Origin of the sequence: Pectobacterium atrosepticum (genome assembly GCA_019056595.1) — a bacterium.
In the GTDB taxonomy this organism is placed as follows: domain Bacteria; phylum Pseudomonadota; class Gammaproteobacteria; order Enterobacterales; family Enterobacteriaceae; genus Pectobacterium; species Pectobacterium atrosepticum.
Genome location: CP036163.1, coordinates 840,209 through 857,471 on the forward strand (window position 1 = coordinate 840,209; position 17,263 = coordinate 857,471).

Below are 17,263 nucleotides of genomic sequence, written 5' to 3' on the forward strand. Positions count from 1 at the left end.
GATTACGTAATCGAGTCTGTTTTTGCTAAATGTGACGGCACTGCGGTAGCGGTGCCGACGTGATGACAGGTATTACCACCAGACTTCTGCCTGAACACCCAAGGAGAATTGATCGCTCTTGCTGTCGTTAAATGTGGCCTGACTGATGTCGTTATCTTCAATTTTCAGGTAAGAACCATAAAATCGAATCTCTGGACGAGAATTCAAGATACTCGTGTCAACTTTAAGCGCATGGTACAGCGTAGTTTTATAACCGGATTCATGGTAACTCACGCCGTTCGTTTTATTGGTTTGGTTAAAATACGCCAATTCTACGCCGGTCTGATTGAACTTATCCCAAATATAGGCGGGACGAAGTACGGCACGGAGGCTATCAAAGTCAGTATTTGCACCGGTATCATAACTGTAGATATCGTTACCTTTTGAATAGACCAGCGCATTGGCCATAATGACATCATCACGCAAATACATTTCTCCTTGCGAGATCACGCGGAAGGCATTACCTGAATGGTTGCCATAGTAGTCACCATTACGGCTATACGTCGGGTTAGCATCAGATATATTAGCAAAACCGCTGGCAATAGAATTACTCGCACCTTGCACGGTGAATTCATTAAATCCACCGTTATACAACCCTTGACGTAAAATGACACCAGCAGTCCAAGCATCCTTTAACTTATAAGACAAACCATCGATTTCGTCATTATTCTGTACATTGCTTTTATTGGCTTGTGCATATTTACCAATCAGAGACAATGTTGCATCATCCCACAGCGGAATACCCTTATAGCGGATATCAACCGCATTCGTATTGACCTGATTTTTATCCTTCTTCGGATCATTATATACGAATCGGCGCGCGTTAACGTCTTCACGGTTCAAAGAGACATCAAGTTTACCCACGCCCAACTGCCAGTTCTCAATACCTACACCGCCTGCCGCTTCTGAACGATGGCTTTTCCAGTCCAGCATCTGAATTTCATAGACTGGCAGGGTATTTTTACCTACCCAAAAATCAGCCTCTGGGGCGAATGGTAAGAACCCTTTTGTATTGACGTACATCTGGGAGAATTGCAGTTTATTTTCATTATCGGCGTCTTCGCCAAACCAGGCGCTGTTGTACTGCATACCCACGTTACCATCCAATTGGATAACGGCGTCGACACGTTTATTCCCTTCTGCATAAACTTTTTGGCTCAGTATGAGATCAAACCAACCACTGTGCTCATTACCAAAACGCCCTAATGAACCGATCGCATACGATTTTGGTGCGCCATGATCGGCCGTTGCCCATCCAGAACGGAAATACCCCGTATAGCTAAAGCCAATATCATCCTTAACGAACTTGCTCACCTCAGCTAACGTTAATGGCTTTTGTGGTGCACTCATAACATCATCAGCCGTATTTGCGGCTGGTTGAGCGACAGGCGCAAGAACAACCTGATTAACCGATGACGTGCCAGAAGAGGCAATAACCAGTGGTTTATCCTTTGCCACAGAGTTTGCTGCCAAGCGTGCTTTATTTTCTGCGATCGTCTTATATTCACGCAGCTCTTTTTTCGTTGACTGCAATTCGGCTTTATTTTCCGCCAATTCTTTTTCCAATAGTTCCAATCTTTCTTCTACGGTCAATTTTGCGGCCATAGCACCATTAGACAAAAACACTGACGACATCAGTAATACCATCATCTTTACAGGGAATTTTTTACGCATGATTATTATCCGTGTAGGGTACATTATTAAATTTATAACGATGCACTTTCGACGCTAGCCGATGGCTCGTCTATTTATAAAAAGCTATTTGTAAAACCCAAATGATCGTTTATATAAATTAATGGCTAGACCACGTCCTCCTGTTTCATTTTATTCTCCTGCCATCTTTCCCATGGGTAGTAAAAAATATAATTCGCATTCATTCCAGACCTTATTCTTCTGAGAATGAATGCGTAAATGACGTATCGATATGCTGATTTATTTCAACGCTTCACCATCAGAGGCAATAACCTCTTTATACCAGTAGAAGCTTTTCTTACGTCGACGCGCTAATGTACCGTTCCCTTCATCATCACGATCGACATAAATGAAACCGTAGCGTTTCGACATTTCAGCTTTTGACGCACTGACCAGATCGATAGGCCCCCAGCAGGTGTAACCCATCACCTCAACGCCATCTTCTAGCGCTTCGCCGACTTGATACAGGTGATCGTTCAGGTATTTGATGCGATAGTCATCGTTAATGCTGCCATCGCTTTCCAGTTTATCTTTGGCACCCAACCCATTTTCTACAATGAACAGCGGTTTTTGGTAACGGTCATACAGATAGTTCAGCAAATAACGCAGTCCTTCTGGGTCGATCTGCCAACCCCACTCGGAGCTTTCCAAATGCGGATTCGGCACCATATTCAAAATATTGCCACGGGCTTTTAGGTTCACCTCTTCGTCGGTGGTCACACAGCCCGTCATGTAATAACTGAAAGAGATGAAATCGATGGTTTCCTTCAGCGACTGACGATCGTCTTCGGTTACCGACAGCGTAATACCGTGCTGTGCAAAGAAACGCTTCATGTACGCTGGGTAGTATCCTCTGGTTTGTACATCACCAAAGAACAACCAGTCGCGGTTCTGCTGCATCGTTTCCATTACATCCGCAGGCTTGCAGGTTAATGGATAGAACATGGAACCCAACATCATATTGCCGATTTTGGCATCAGGGATGATTTCATGGCACGCCTTCACCGCTTTAGCGCTGGCAACGAGCTGGTGATGAATCGCCTGATAAATATCCTGCTTATTACTCTCGGTAGGTAAGCCAATTCCTGTAAACGGCGCGTGCAGCGCGCAGTTGATTTCGTTGAACGTCAGCCAGTATTTCACTTTGTCTTTATAGCGCTGGAATACCGTGCGAGCGTAACGCTCGAAGAACGTAATCGTTTCGCGACTTCTCCAACCACCGTAATTCTTCACCAGACCGTACGGCATTTCATAGTGGGACAACGTCACAAGCGGCTGAATGCCATACTTTGCCATTTCATCAAACAGGCGATCGTAAAATGCCAGCCCTGCCTCATTCGGCTGAGTTTCATCGCCCTGCGGGAAAATACGCGTCCAGGCAATGGAGGTTCTCAGGCATTTGAAGCCCATCTCAGCAAAAAGCGCGATATCTTCGGGATAGCGGTGATAAAAATCGATCGCGGTGTCTTTAGTTCCGCTGTCGCCCGGCGTACGCATGACGATCTCGCCGAAGATACCCTGTGGCTGTAAATCGGACGTTGATAGCCCCTTGCCGTCCGTTAAATACGCGCCTTCAACCTGATTGGCTGCGATCGCGCCTCCCCACAAGAATTCTTTCGGAAACTGATGGCTCATCTTCTCTCCTCCCAGTTGGGTCGTAAATGTCAATTTCAGCGGATTAACGTCAACAGTGCGCCCTGTTCCTGCACGGTGTTTCCGGCGGTAGGCAGAACATCAACGTAATTTTCGCTATTCGTGATAATGACGGGCGTTGTCGTGTCATAACCGGCTTTTTCGATCGCCTGATAATCAAATTCCACCAGAAGATCGCCCTGTTTCACGATATCGCCGGTCTTAATGTGTGCGGTGAAATACTGACCATCCAATTTCACCGTATCGATACCGACGTGGATAAGCACCTCGGCCCCCTCTTCTGATTCAAGGCCAATGGCATGATTGGTCTTAAACAGCGAAGCAACCGTCCCGTTCACCGGTGAAACAACGCGTCCAGCCAACGGTTTAATCGCGATACCTTTTCCCATTAATCCGCTGGCGAACGTTTCATCACCAACCTGATCAAGGGTCAGAACCGTTCCCTCAATCGGGCTGGTTATCGCTTGTTTACGCGTGGCATCATTTGGGTTCTGCGTAGCTTGCGGGGCCGCCGTGGGTGCATTTATTGCTGCGGTATTTTCTTGTGCGGGAATCCCAAAGGCCCAGGTAGCCACGGCCGCGAAGGTAAAGGCGATTGCCGTACCAATAATGGCGGCCCAGACCGTATTATCGACACCTGTCGGCGGGATAACCTGAGTAAAGGTGAAAATACTCGGGAAGCCGAAGGAATAAATAGTGGTATGGAAATACCCCAGAATTGCGGCCCCCATTGCGCCCCCCACACAACCGAAGATGAAAGGACGTTTCAGCGGCAACGTAACGCCATACACCGCTGGTTCCGTAATACCAAAGATTGCAGCGGAGAAAGCCGAACCGGAAATACCTTTCAACTTCATGTCACGGGTACGCAGCAATACGCCCAGCACCGCTCCGGCCTGCCCTAATACCGCCGGAACCAGAAGAGGCATCATGGTGTCGTGCCCCAACACGCTGAGATTGTTAATCATCAGCGGTGTTAAGCCCCAGTGCAGGCCAAAAATAACGAACACCTGCCACAGCGCGCCCATCAGTGCGCCCGCAATTGTGGAGTTCAGCCCGTAGATCAATTGGTAGCCGCTGGCCAACATATGCCCGAGCCAAGTTGCCGCGGGACCAATCAGCAGGAACGTAACGGGAACGGTGATACAAAGGCACAGTAGCGGCGTGAAGAAATTACGGATATTGATATGCAAAATGGCATTCAGTGGCTTTTCCAGACGTGAAGCAAGCCAAGCCGAGAAAATAATCGGAATAACCGAAGAGGCATAATTAATGAAGGTGATCGGAATGCCGAGGAAATAAAGCTGTTGATAACCGGTATTCTGCATCGCACCAAATTCAGCAATCATTGATGGATGTACCAGCGTTGCACCAATCACCATGGTAACGAATGGATTTCCGCCAAATTTCTTCCCTGCGGTATAACCTAAAACAATCGGGAAGAAAAAGAATAATGCATCGCTCGCAGCGAATAACACTTTATACGTCCCACTGGTTTCAACCATCCAACCACAGGCCAAACTGAGCGCCAGAAAACCTTTTAAAATACCGGAGGCTGCCATCACGCCAATTAATGGCGTAAATATTCCAGAAATAATATCGATGAAGCGAGAGAAAACATTTCCTTTTTTCTCATCACCTTCCTCATGATTTGCGGAATCACTTTGATCGGTCAATCCAGAAACATCCAGTAAACTACGATATACATCACTGACATGATTGCCTACAACGACCTGAAATTGTCCGCCACTTTCAACCACCATGATCACGCCTGAATTATTCTTCAGCGCCGCTGCATCCGCCTTTTTACTGTCTTTTAGTTTAAAACGCAGCCGGGTTGCACAGTGCATCACGCTAATGATGTTGCCACGTCCGCCGACACCATCGAGTATCTCACTTGCTAATGCTTTGTATTCCATCGCCTATCCTTAAATACTTAACAGACATATATATCAATATGTTATGTTTGCCAGATCTGTTTAAGACAAAAAAAAACCTAAATCGCTTTTCCCAATAAACATTGAGAAAACGATTTAGGTTTTGCCTGCCTGCTGAGACGAGCCTGACAGTAACAATCCTGATTATTTGCCAGCACAACTCATGCACCGACAATAAAAACTTACTTCATCTGATAATTTTCTTTCCACATACTCTAGTCTTTCACTTTCATCGTAAGCAAGGCATTTATCTCGCTACGCTGCTATTTTGTGACGAAAAGCAGATTAACAGAAATCATTCTCCATCACCTGGTTCTATTTTCTCCTGGCCTTCCGTTCGCACGCGTTCAATATGAATAGTCAAGAACATTAATTCTTCTTTCGTTAACGTGTAGTGATACTTTTGAATAATGTGAGCTTGTATTTTTTCCGCACAGCGATAAGACAATGGATATCTTTCTTTCACCACATCATGCAGTGATTCGTCATCACTAAATACGGTACTTTTTCCTATTAGTCGTTGCGCAAAAAACTTCAAATGCGTAACAAAACGATGATAGCTTAACGCTTGCTCGTTATAATCCAGGCTCAGCTGATATTTTACAATATTCAGTATTTCCTGCATGATTTTGGTAATTTGCAAGACTTCTGGCATTTCGCTGTCAAGCTGCGCATTAACCAAATGCAGCGCAATAAATCCAGCTTCATCTTCCGGTAACCGCACGGACAAACGTTGCTCAATAATATCCAGCGCTTCCAGACCAACGGCGAATTCCTTTGGATACAGGCGCTTTATTTCCCATAAAAGCACATTGCGGATATCGACGCCTTGCTTGTGGCGCTCGATCGCAAAGTGGCAGTGATCTGTTAAAGAGATATAGACGCTATTTTGCAGTTTCCCGGGCAAACGCGCTTTTGCCAGCAGAATGATCTTGTCTGCCGTTGTGATGACATCCATCGGGATTTCTGACAGCAGCTCCTGTAGGCGCGATGTCAGTTCTTCTGACTTCATCACAAACACACGTTCAATCAGCGTTTCATCCAGCAGATCGCCAGAGTGTTTTTTGAAGCCCAGCCCGCGCCCCATCACAACCGACTCATTATTGTTTTCGTCGATTACGGTGACGACATTATTGTTGAGTATTTTGGCAATCTTCATTTTTCAAACCCTGGAAACAAAAAAACCAGACACCCGTAGCAAGAACGAGCATCTGGTTTTGCCTGCTTACGCAGTAACAATCCGCAATGGCTGGTAAACTACCATCTGCATTCATCTTCTCAAGAAGAATGACACAAAAACGTGATGCGGATCGACAGAAAAGCATGCCGCTTACATGCTCTTTCTTTATCTATTGTCGGCCGTTACAAGAATCAACCACTTGCCATCACCCGCTGCAATACCGTATTTATACGGCGGGTTTTCTTAGGCAGTTGCGCAACAAAGTTAGGTAAAAACCCCAAATCGCTCAGTTTTTTGCGTAAACGCGACAAAATATTCAACTTCATACCTTTTGCCACCTTGTTTCTCTTCGCTTAATAACTATAATACGGAACGTCGTTTCAATTGAATGGTTTCAGCTAAACACGTGCCACTATCAATAATATTATTATCAACGGCATCGCCAACGCGACTCTCCGCTAATCTCATGCAACGAGCGGCCTCGCACTTCATTACCCATTCGCTACGACCATCTATACTTACCTCTTTTACGCGGTTTCCTCACACATTCTTTCCAGCGGCTTGTCCCACATCGCCACTGGTTCACTCGTTTTTTTATCCATCACAACTTGTAGAAACTATCTTATGAAAAAGACAAAAATTGTTTGTACCATCGGGCCGAAAACAGAGTCAGAAGAAATGCTTGGCAACCTGCTGTCTGCCGGCATGAATGTTATGCGCCTGAACTTCTCTCACGGGGATTACGTAGAACATGGCCAACGCATCAAGAACCTGCGTGCCGTCATGGAAAAAACCGGTCAGCAAGCGGCGATCCTGCTTGACACCAAAGGCCCAGAAATCCGCACCATGAAGCTGGAAAACGGCGCTGACGTAACGTTGACCGCCGGTCAAACGTTCACGTTCACCACCGATCAGAGCATCGTGGGTAACAAAGATCGTGTCGCAGTCACTTATGCTGGATTCACCGAAGACCTCAGCGTCGGTAACACCGTTCTGGTTGATGACGGTTTGATCGGTATGCAGGTTACAGCGGTCAGCGGTAACGACGTCGTTTGTAAGGTGCTGAACAATGGCGATCTGGGCGAGAATAAAGGCGTTAACCTGCCAGGCGTTTCCATCCAGTTACCTGCTCTGGCTGAAAAAGACAAACGCGACCTGATTTTCGGTTGCGAACAAGGTGTCGATTTCGTCGCAGCTTCCTTTATTCGTAAACGTTCCGACGTTGAAGAAATTCGCGCTCACCTGAAAGCACACGGTGGCGAGCACATCCAGATCATTTCCAAAATCGAAAATCAGGAAGGTCTGAACAATTTCGACGAAATTCTGGAAGCGTCTGACGGCATCATGGTTGCTCGTGGCGACCTGGGCGTTGAGATCCCAGTTGAAGAAGTGATCTTCGCACAGAAAATGATGATCGAAAAATGTAACCTGGCTCGCAAAGTGGTGATCACCGCAACGCAAATGCTGGATTCAATGATCAAAAACCCACGTCCTACCCGTGCTGAAGCTGGCGACGTGGCTAACGCCATCATCGACGGTACCGATGCCGTTATGCTGTCTGGCGAAAGTGCGAAAGGTAAATACCCGCTGGAATCCGTTACCATTATGGCGACGATCTGTCAGCGCACCGATTCCGTGATGAAAAGCCGTCTGGATACCATCAAGACACCAGGAATACTGCGTATCACTGAAGCCGTCTGCCGTGGTGCAGTAGAAACCGCAGAAAAACTGGATGCACCGCTGATTGTGGTTGCGACCAGCGGCGGCAAGTCAGCCAAATCGATCCGTAAATACTTCCCGAATGCGCGCATTCTGGCGCTGACGACTAACGAAGTCACCGCGCGCCAGCTTCTGCTGAGCAAAGGCATTGATACGCTGCTGGTGAAGGAAATCGCCTCTACTGATGATTTCTACCGCATTGGTAAAGAAGCCGCGCTGAAGACCGGTCATGCGCAAGCTGGTGATGTTGTGGTGATGGTATCTGGTGCACTGGTTTCCAGCGGCACAACCAACACTGCTTCCGTACATCGTCTCTGATCCTAACCATCAGATCGGTAAAAAGCGCCTTAATGGCGCTTTTTTTATATTCTGAAACGACTTTCTACAGTGCGATAACCTAATTAATGCGTTTGCGTAACACGCCTTTTTAATAGCCAAAGCCTCAGAGTTATCCGATAAAAATAGCGCTGTTTTCCTTACTTTTTTAATTAATAGGTAAAACTCGCTGTTTCTTTGAGCGAACGATCGAAATTAAGCATGTTCTCATCAAAAATTTATTCTCATTAGAAAAAAGTTTGTGTAATACTTGTAACGCTACATGGAGATTAACTCAATCTAGAGGGTATTAATAATGAATCGTACTAAACTGGTACTGGGCGCGGTAATCCTGGGTTCTACTCTGCTTGCTGGTTGTTCAAGCAATGCTAAAATCGATCAGCTGTCTTCTGACGTTCAAACTCTGAACGCTAAAGTTGACCAACTGAGCAACGACGTGAACGCAATCCGCTCTGACGTACAGGCTGCTAAAGATGACGCAGCTCGTGCTAACCAGCGTCTGGACAACCAAGTTCGTACTTACAAAAAGTAATCGAGCTGGTTAAGTAGTGAAAATGGCGCACAGTGTGCGCCATTTTTTTTGCCTTTTTTCTGTCAGCAGTTCTGTTCCATCGACCTTCGCTTTCATCCCTTTTCCACGTTACCTTACGTATCTACTCTTCTGCCCGATCTCTGAACCAGCACAGATGCGTCTAAGACGCACCAGGCCAGTTTATTTCATAATTAACGCGAGGTAGTATTAATAGAAGTGATTGGCGCAACCTGATGGGTTTCAGGCGCTTCTGGAGACGATTCTACCGGTGGCTGGTAGGTATTGATATCTTGCCCCACGCTCACCACAATCGGCATGCCGGAACGACGCACAATCGCATCAGCAACGGCTTTACTGTCCGTCTCCGCCTCCTTAACAAACTTCTGCGTCTTCACCGTCAACGGAATCTTCATGGTTTGTGGATCGTCCTTATCGGTCTTCGACAAAGGCTGATGCACTTCAACGTAGCGTTTACCGTCCGGTTCAACGGAGGTTTTAATCGCATCATTAAGAATCTGTACACGCGTACCTACTGGCACGTTGTCGAACAACGCCTTGATGTCATCTGGGCGCAGACGGATACAGCCGGAGCTTACGCGCATGCCGATACCGAAGTCCGCGTTCGTACCATGCAGCAGATAAACGCCGCCATGTGCTGACAGGCGCAACGCATGTAGCCCCATCGGGTTATCCGGGCCAGCAGGAACGACCGCAGGCAGCTTAATGCCCTGCTCTTCGAGATAATGCTTACGGATGTTCGCCGTTGGCGTCCAGGTTGGATTCTCACGTTTCTCGCTCACGCTGGTCGTCATCAGTGGCGTATTGCGCCCCAGTTGACCAATGCCGATCGGGTAAACGATGACGGTGTTTTTCCCTTTCGGGTAGTAGTAGAGGCGTAATTCCGCCAGATTGACCACGATGCCTTCACGCGGGGTGTCCGGCAGCAGCATTTGCGTCGGGATCGTGAGAGTCGAACCCGGTGTCGGCAGGTAAGGATCCGCGCCAGGATTTGCTTCCAGCATGCCCAGTAAACCAATCTTGAAATCTGCCGCGATGGCTTCCAGCGGACGACCGTCATTAGGAACGGTATAAGCGATGTTCTCGCCGATAAGGCGACTATTGGGTGGCGGTAGCGGATATTCCGTCGCTCTAGCGGCGGTGCTGGCCAGGTATGCTGCGAAGGCCATACCAAGTAAAGTTAACGCGCGTTTCATATTAGGTTCCCTACAATCAATAACATCTGGCTGTGTACCCAGAATGCAGTATCCGGCTATACCTCTTGATCTGGTGTCAATGCGGCTATTGGTGCCACTTTCCACCGAACGTGGGTATATATTAGCATTGTTGTAACAAAAGAATATTTGATTTAAAAATCAAAGCATTGATATTCAATTCTTTACAAAACAGAGTCAGCATAAAATTTAATGGGGAATAAATATACGGGACGAATTCTGAAATATCAGCGAGTTAATAAATGAACCGAAAAACAATAACGTGCCGTTGGTAAAAATCAGTAAATGAAAAAAACAAAAAAGCGCTGGACGTTTTTTCCGTCACAGCGCTTTTTTATACTCAGAGAAGCAGAGAAAACAGGGAAGAAAATTAAAGCAGTGCCGCGGCATGCGCACGAATCGCACGCAGCATTGCCTCAAGCCCCTGAGAGCGAGATGGTGTTAGATGTTGGTTCAACGCCAGCGATTCAAAGAACGGCCGCACATCCAGCTCAACAATCTCCTGCGCTGTTAGCCCCTGATACAGGCTGAAAACGACCGCGATCAGGCCTTTCACAATGGCAGCATCGCTGTCGCCGTGCAGAATTAGCACGCCCTGCTCATCAGGCTGTGTCACAATCCACACCTGACTCTGGCAGCCCGAAATTAGGTTCTCAGGATTACGCCACTCATCGGGCAGTGGGTCAAGACGCTCCCCTAACTCGATGACATACAGATATTTTTCTTCCCAGTCATTACAGCGCGCAAAATTGCGCGCCAGCTTCTGCGGTTCTGGCAGACTCGCCATGGTTTCCTCCCCGAACAGGTTCGCGCGCGGCGCTTAACTGCCCAGCAATCGATGGATACGTTGCAATCCGGCAACTAGCCGGTCAATTTCTTCGCGCGTAGTATAAACGGCCAGCGAGGCGCGGCACATACTGGGAACACCATAGTGTTCCATCAGCGGCATCGCGCAATGGTGGCCGGTGCGAATCGCAATACCGTACCGATCGAGGAAACTTCCCACATCATAGGCGTGGTGCTGCCCAAGGTTAAACGCAATAACACCGTGACGTTCAGCAGGACCGTACAAGGTCAGATCGGGAACCTGCGTTAACGCTTCAAGCGCGTACTGCATCAGCGAAGATTCATAACGCTGAATATCTTCACGTCCCAGTGCCGTCACATAATCCAGTGCGGCACCTAAGCCCATAATACCGCCCGTGTTAGGCGATCCAGCTTCAAAGCGCCACGGTGAATCAGCATAGGTGATGCCCGTACGCAGGCTGACCTGACGAATCATCGCCCCGCCGCCTTCCCACGGTGGCATGGCTTGAAGCAGGTCACGTTTGCCATACAGCACACCAATGCCTGAAGGGCCGTAGATCTTATGTCCTGAAAAGACAAAGAAATCGCAATCCAGATCCTGCACATCGACAGGCTGATGCATAATCGACTGTGCACCATCGATCAACACAACAGCACCCGCCGCTTTTGCCTGCGCAATCATCGCTTTCACTGGGTTCAGCGTGCCCAATACGTTGGATATCTGCGTCACCGCCAGCAGACGAGTGCGTTCATCCAACAGTACGGGAAGCTGTGCCACATCCAGCGAGCCATCTTCAGCTAGCGGCAATACACGAACTTCAACGCCATGCGCTTCCGCCAGCATCTGCCAGGGAACAATATTCGCGTGGTGCTCCATCTCGGTGATGATCAGGTTATCGCCCGGCTGGATGAAGGTGCGACCATAGCTGTTGGCCACCAGATTGATGGCCTCCGTCGTCCCACGTACAAAGACAATCTCTTCCGCTGAAGCGGCATTGATAAAAGATGCCACCTTCTCGCGTACAGCTTCCATCGCACTGGTCGCCTGTGCGCTCAGCGTATGAATGCCGCGATGCACAGCGGCGTATTCATGGCGATAGAATTCAGCTTCACGATCGATAACCGAATGCGGCTTTTGCGCACTCGCGGCACTATCCAGATAGGCTAACGGTTGGCCGTTAACCTCGCTTGCCAGCAACGGGAAATCAGCACGAACTCGCTCAATAGGATAACTCATCATACCGCCTTGCCGGCATTCGCCAACGCGTTGGGCAAACGCTGCGCGATACGTTCCAGAACCGCATCTCGCAGAGACTCGTTTTCAATCGCTTCTGTGACTTCCGCTGCGAAGGCGAAGATGATCATCTGTTGTGCATCCTGCTGCGTAATACCGCGAGAACGCAGATAGAACAGCTGTTCTTCGTCCATACGGCCAATGGTCGCGCCGTGGCTGCATTTCACGTCATCCGCATAGATTTCCAACTGCGGCTTGGTGTCTACCTCGGCCAGTCGACCCAGCAGCAGGTTGTTATTGGTCATCTGTCCGTCGGTTTTCAGCGCATGCGGCGCAACCTTGATCATGCCGTTAAATACCGCTCGGGCGCGATCGTTGACGATGACTTTATGCAACTGACGACTTTCGCCGTTGCCCTGATTGTGTTCCAGATACGTTCGCGTATCACACACTTCGCTGCCGACAGGCAAAATCAGGCTGTTCATGGACAGATTCGTCCCTTCGCCGTTCAACTGAGCACTGGTGTGGTGACGCGTCAGCCCGGCTCCCAGCAGGAAGCTATGGCTGCGAACCCGAGCATCGCGTGCCAGAACCAGATCGTTGTGCGCGAAGTGGTAGCTCGCCGCCGCTTCAAATGCCAGCTTATAGTGGCTAACCTGGCTATTTTCCGCTGCATTCACCGTCAGGCGTGCACCAGTAAAGTGCGCATGTTCATCCAGGCTGACGTAGTGCTCGATGATTTCCGCGCTTGCGCTACGTTCAACGTTCAGATGGTGACGATGGTGAACCGTGTTCAACGCCGCAGCCTGGCTGCTGCTGATGTGCAGCAGATAAAGCGGTTTTTCCGCTTGCTGCCCGGCAGCCAAACGAATCAACGTACTCGTACTCGCCAGACTTTCGGTCAGATGCAGGAACACTTCTGACTGAATCGCCGTAGGCAGCACACCATGCGCATGCGACGCCTGTACGTTAACCTGATACGGTCCCCAGGCGCTGTCGCTGAGTTCAGCGTTGAACACGCCATCGATGAACACCAGACGCCAGCTATCCACCGCGAATGCCAGTGCATCTACCGCCGCACGATCGATAGACGGTGCCTGCGGTGCGACAAATTCATTACTCAGCAAGACATCGAGCGGCGTGTATTTCCAGTGCTCATGCTTACGATGCGGTAAGCCAAGACGTACGACGTCCTGCCAGTGTTGGTTTGCGTCTTCAGAACGACGCGACGCATCGCGTTCAAACAGGCCATGCCATTGTTGCAGCGCCTGCTCTTGTTTCTGTGCGATGCTGGTTTTACCCGCCACGTTATCGCTCGTCACATTATTGCTCGTCGGTAAGCCAGCCATAGCCTTGCTCCTCCAACTGTTTCACCAGCGAGAAATCACCGGATTTAACAATGCGCCCTTGATACAGAACGTGTACGTGGTCCGGTTTGATGTAATCAAGAATACGCTGGTAGTGCGTGACAATGATGAACGAACGTTTGCCGTCGCGCAGGGAGTTCACGCCGTTAGAGACGATTTTCAGTGCGTCAATGTCCAGCCCGGAGTCAGTTTCATCCAGAATGCACAGATCCGGCTCCAGCGCCGCCATTTGCAAAATGTCGTTACGCTTCTTCTCGCCGCCGGAGAAGCCCACGTTGACCGAGCGGGTCAACAAATCTTCCGGCATATTCAGCAGTTTGATCTTTTCTTCGATAAAGTCAGCGAAGTCAAAGCGATCCAGCGGTTCCTGTTCGCGGTATTTACGCACTGCGTTAACAGAAGTTTGCAGGAAGAACTGGTTGCTCACGCCGGGGATCTCTACCGGATACTGAAACGCCATGAAGACGCCTTCACCTGCGCGATCTTCTGGAGACAGCTCCAGTAAATCTTTTCCTTTGAAGCTCACCGAGCCGTCGGTGACTTCATATTCTTCGCGTCCAGCCAGCGTCGCGGAGAGCGTACTTTTCCCTGAGCCATTCGGGCCCATAATCGCGTGAACTTCACCCGGCTTAATAGTGAGATTAAGCCCTTTGATGATCTCTTTGCCTTCTACGCTGACTTTTAAATTTTCGATGCTTAACATGCTTATTCCTTCCAACGCTCAATATGGCGAGCGCTTAATGAATTCCGGGACCGATGATTCTCATTATTCGTCTGTGAAAATCCCGATAACCGCCGAATTAACCCACGCTGTGTTCCAGGCTAATCGCCAGTAACTTTTGTGCTTCTACCGCGAATTCCAGCGGCAATTCAGAGAAGACGTCCTTACAGAATCCGTTCACGATCATCGAAATAGCGTCATCTTCGCTGATACCGCGTTGCAGACAGTAGAACAACTGATCATCGCCGATTTTCGAGGTCGTCGCTTCATGCTCCAACTGCGCAGTATTGTTGCGCACTTCCACGTACGGGAAGGTGTGCGCGCCGCACTCGCTGCCGATTAGCATGGAGTCACATTGGGTAAAGTTACGGGCGTTGGTCGCGCTCGGCATAATCTTCACCAGACCGCGGTAGGTGTTCTCGCTACGCCCGGCAGAAATGCCTTTGGAGATGATGGTCGAACGGGTGTTTTTACCGATGTGAATCATCTTGGTGCCGGTATCGGCCTGCTGACGACCGTTGGTCAAGGCAACAGAGAAGAATTCACCCACGGAGTAGTCACCGCGCAGAATGACGCTTGGGTATTTCCAGGTGATCGCCGAACCGGTTTCCGACTGTGTCCATGACATTTTTGAATGATCACCCGCACACAGCGCGCGCTTGGTTACGAAGTTCAGAATGCCACCTTCTGTGTCATCTTTACCGGAGAACCAGTTCTGCACCGTGGAATATTTCACTTCGGCATTCTTGTTGATGATCACTTCCACCACTGCGGCGTGCAGCTGGTAGGTGTCACGAACAGGTGCGGAGCAGCCCTCAATGTAGCTGACGTAGCTGTCGTCATCGGCGATCAGAATCGTACGCTCGAACTGACCGGTTTTTGCCGCATTGATACGGAAATACGTCGACAGTTCCATCGGGCAGCGCACGCCTTTCGGGATGTACACAAACGTGCCGTCGGAAGCGACTGCCGAGTTCAGCGCCGCAAAGAAGTTGTCGTTCGCCGGTACGACCGTGCCGAGATACTGACGCACCAGATCGGGATGTTCCTGAATCGCCTCGCTGAATGAACAGAAGATAATGCCTTTTTCAGCCAGCTCATGCCGATACGTGGTCGCAACGGATACCGAGTCGAAAATAGCATCGACCGCGACTTTCTGACCTTCACGGACGGGAACGCCCAGTTGATTAAAGGCATTCTCTACTTCGCTGGTCAGGTAATTATTCACGTCCGTAATCCCGGATTGCTGCTTGGCACCGGGCTCAGAGCCACAGCTGTCGTCGCAGTTACCGCAAGAAGGCGCGGAATAATAGCTATAGTCCTGATAGTCGAGTTTCTCGTAATGGGCTTTCAGCCAATGCGGCTCTTCCATCTCCAGCCACGCTTTGTAAGCGTTAAGACGGAATTCCAGCATCCACTCAGGTTCATTACGCTTCGCCGAGATCGCCCGTACGACATCTTCGTTGATGCCGTGCGCCAGCTCATCGGTTTCCAACTGCGTGAAGAAACCTTCTTTATAGCGTCCATCACCCATCCAGATCTGGACATCATCAGGTACATCTACCGTGCTACGTGCCATAATTTTTCATCACTTAAATGCCAAAGCTTTCGCCACATCCACAAGCATGCTGCGCTCTGGGATTATTAAACTTGAATATCTGATTCAGCCCTTCACGGACGAAATCAAGTTCTGTGCCGTCAATGAAAGGCATCGCTTTCAGTGGGACATACAGTTTTGCGCCATCACGTTCGAATATCAGATCGTCGGTTTCAAACTCCTGCACCAGATCCAGCACATAGCCAAACCCAGCACAGCCTGATTGTTTAACGCCAAGCCGCAGCCCTTGCACGGCTTCATCCTGCGTCATCAGATTCTTAATCTGCTTCACGGCGCTATCGGTTAGCGTCAGTCCCTGCCAGACATTTTCATCCAGTGAAAATGTCCCTACATTTTCCGCTTGCATATGGAATACCTCATTGCGTGTGGTACCAGTTTTAGGCTGGTTTCCCCTAATGTTAGTGATTATGAAACTAGCTTCAACCTCTTGTTTCGCAGGGCTATTCGTAACATTTGTTTTTTTAGCGATCCAATAGCATCATTTTACACGTCTTAAGTACGCCAAACAACGTGGCAACAACCCAATTAAGAGATTGATAATAAAGAAATTACCTTCACCAACCATGGCTCTTGCAGTCGAATAAAAAATATCATCTCGTTATCATTATTATAACATTTATCGGTGATACCTATTTATAAAACAGGGAAGGTATATGAAGATTTATGTGATTTCCGATCATACTTTTGATGTTAAAGCACGTTTTGCCCATTGATCATGGCCTTTTTTATTAATATGATAATGATTATCATTTCATATTCAGGATCGATAACCATGCTTTCCATGAATGCCTGGCTGCACCACCAGATTGACGAATATAAATTTCAGATTCGCGATGCCACTGTTGATTTCTATATGGCGGAAGCCCGTCTGAACCGCCCGGGAAGCAATATTGATCATTTACGTCGCTTTCATAACGCCTGTATGGACATGGTTGAACTCTGTCTGAGAAATGGCGATGACGACAGTTATTTACATGCGCTGGTCAAGTTGCACAATCGGTTGATTAAAGAGATCAATAATGAAGGACGTTGCCACCTCTTTCGGGTGCAAAGCTACTACTTTGCCCGTAACACGCTGAAGTCGATTTGCCATCAGTTAAGCATGCAAGGCTCATGGGATAAAGCGACCGCGTTTCAGTCGGATTTCGTTAAGCGCGTGCCTTTTCTCCCCTGAAGAACTATCGATTTACCAACAA

14 protein-coding genes and 1 pseudogene are annotated in these 17,263 nt (G+C 48.7%); 4 read left to right on the forward strand and 11 right to left on the reverse strand.

The features are described 5' to 3' along the window. Positions 1-72 precede the first annotated feature (72 nt). The 4 genes from DCX48_04415 to bglG form a co-directional block, all read right to left on the reverse strand. On the reverse strand, positions 73-1,713 hold the full coding sequence (locus tag DCX48_04415) for a carbohydrate porin (GenBank protein ID QXE13815.1): 1,641 nt from the start codon (positions 1,711-1,713) through the stop codon (positions 73-75). 258 nt (positions 1,714-1,971) lie between these two features. Next, complete coding sequence (ascB, locus tag DCX48_04420; GenBank protein ID QXE13816.1) at positions 1,972-3,366, reverse strand: 6-phospho-beta-glucosidase; 1,395 nt, start codon at positions 3,364-3,366, stop codon at positions 1,972-1,974. 35 nt (positions 3,367-3,401) lie between these two features. Then, positions 3,402-5,303 carry a PTS beta-glucoside transporter subunit IIABC gene (gene bglF, locus DCX48_04425; GenBank protein QXE13817.1) on the reverse strand — a complete coding sequence of 634 codons (1,902 nt, stop codon included), beginning with the start codon at positions 5,301-5,303 and terminating at the stop codon, positions 3,402-3,404. 313 nt (positions 5,304-5,616) lie between these two features. Beyond that, on the reverse strand, positions 5,617-6,480 hold the full coding sequence (gene bglG / locus DCX48_04430) for a transcriptional antiterminator BglG (protein QXE13818.1): 864 nt from the start codon (positions 6,478-6,480) through the stop codon (positions 5,617-5,619). 128 nt (positions 6,481-6,608) lie between these two features. Here bglG and DCX48_04435 point away from each other — a divergent pair. The 3 genes and pseudogenes from DCX48_04435 (at position 6,609) to DCX48_04445 (ending at position 9,088) form a co-directional block, all read left to right on the forward strand. After that, a pseudogene (locus tag DCX48_04435) lies at positions 6,609-6,858 on the forward strand (hypothetical protein). Between the two features lie 267 nt (positions 6,859-7,125). Next, positions 7,126-8,538 (forward strand): pyruvate kinase PykF, encoded by a 1,413-nt coding sequence (pykF, locus tag DCX48_04440; GenBank protein ID QXE13819.1) that lies wholly within the window; start codon positions 7,126-7,128, stop codon positions 8,536-8,538. Positions 8,539-8,851: 313 nt separating this feature from the next. Continuing rightward, positions 8,852-9,088, forward strand: a complete 237-nt coding sequence (locus DCX48_04445) for a major outer membrane lipoprotein (GenBank protein QXE13820.1) — start codon at positions 8,852-8,854, stop codon at positions 9,086-9,088. Positions 9,089-9,279: 191 nt separating this feature from the next. On the opposite strand, the gene DCX48_04450 is transcribed toward DCX48_04445, so the two are convergent. The 7 genes from DCX48_04450 to sufA all read right to left on the reverse strand — a co-directional run bounded on the left by DCX48_04450 (position 9,280) and on the right by sufA (position 16,413). Next, entirely contained in the window at positions 9,280-10,302 is a 1,023-nt protein-coding gene (locus tag DCX48_04450) for a L,D-transpeptidase (GenBank protein QXE13821.1), read from the reverse strand. A 388-nt stretch (positions 10,303-10,690) separates the two neighbouring features. Further along, entirely contained in the window at positions 10,691-11,107 is a 417-nt protein-coding gene (sufE, locus tag DCX48_04455) for a cysteine desulfuration protein SufE (GenBank protein QXE13822.1), read from the reverse strand. A 33-nt stretch (positions 11,108-11,140) separates the two neighbouring features. Beyond that, the gene (locus DCX48_04460) at positions 11,141-12,364 is read right to left on the reverse strand and encodes a cysteine desulfurase (protein ID QXE17148.1); all 1,224 of its coding nucleotides are present in this window, start codon (positions 12,362-12,364) and stop codon (positions 11,141-11,143) included. Beyond that, complete coding sequence (sufD, locus tag DCX48_04465; GenBank protein ID QXE13823.1) at positions 12,364-13,710, reverse strand: Fe-S cluster assembly protein SufD; 1,347 nt, start codon at positions 13,708-13,710, stop codon at positions 12,364-12,366. The genes DCX48_04460 and sufD overlap by 1 nt, the downstream gene beginning before the upstream one ends. After that, entirely contained in the window at positions 13,685-14,431 is a 747-nt protein-coding gene (gene sufC / locus DCX48_04470; protein ID QXE13824.1) for a Fe-S cluster assembly ATPase SufC, read from the reverse strand. Before sufC ends, sufD begins: the two co-directional genes overlap by 26 nt. A gap of 97 nt (positions 14,432-14,528) precedes the next feature. Continuing rightward, positions 14,529-16,028, reverse strand: coding sequence for a Fe-S cluster assembly protein SufB (gene sufB / locus DCX48_04475; protein QXE13825.1), 1,500 nt, complete (start codon positions 16,026-16,028; stop codon positions 14,529-14,531). A gap of 13 nt (positions 16,029-16,041) precedes the next feature. Continuing rightward, entirely contained in the window at positions 16,042-16,413 is a 372-nt protein-coding gene (gene sufA, locus DCX48_04480) for a Fe-S cluster assembly scaffold SufA (GenBank protein QXE13826.1), read from the reverse strand. A 426-nt stretch (positions 16,414-16,839) separates the two neighbouring features. Between sufA and DCX48_04485 the strand changes: the two genes are divergently transcribed. Beyond that, positions 16,840-17,241: a hypothetical protein gene (locus DCX48_04485; GenBank protein ID QXE13827.1), complete on the forward strand. Its 402-nt coding sequence runs from the start codon at positions 16,840-16,842 to the stop codon at positions 17,239-17,241. Positions 17,242-17,263: the final 22 nt, after the last annotated feature.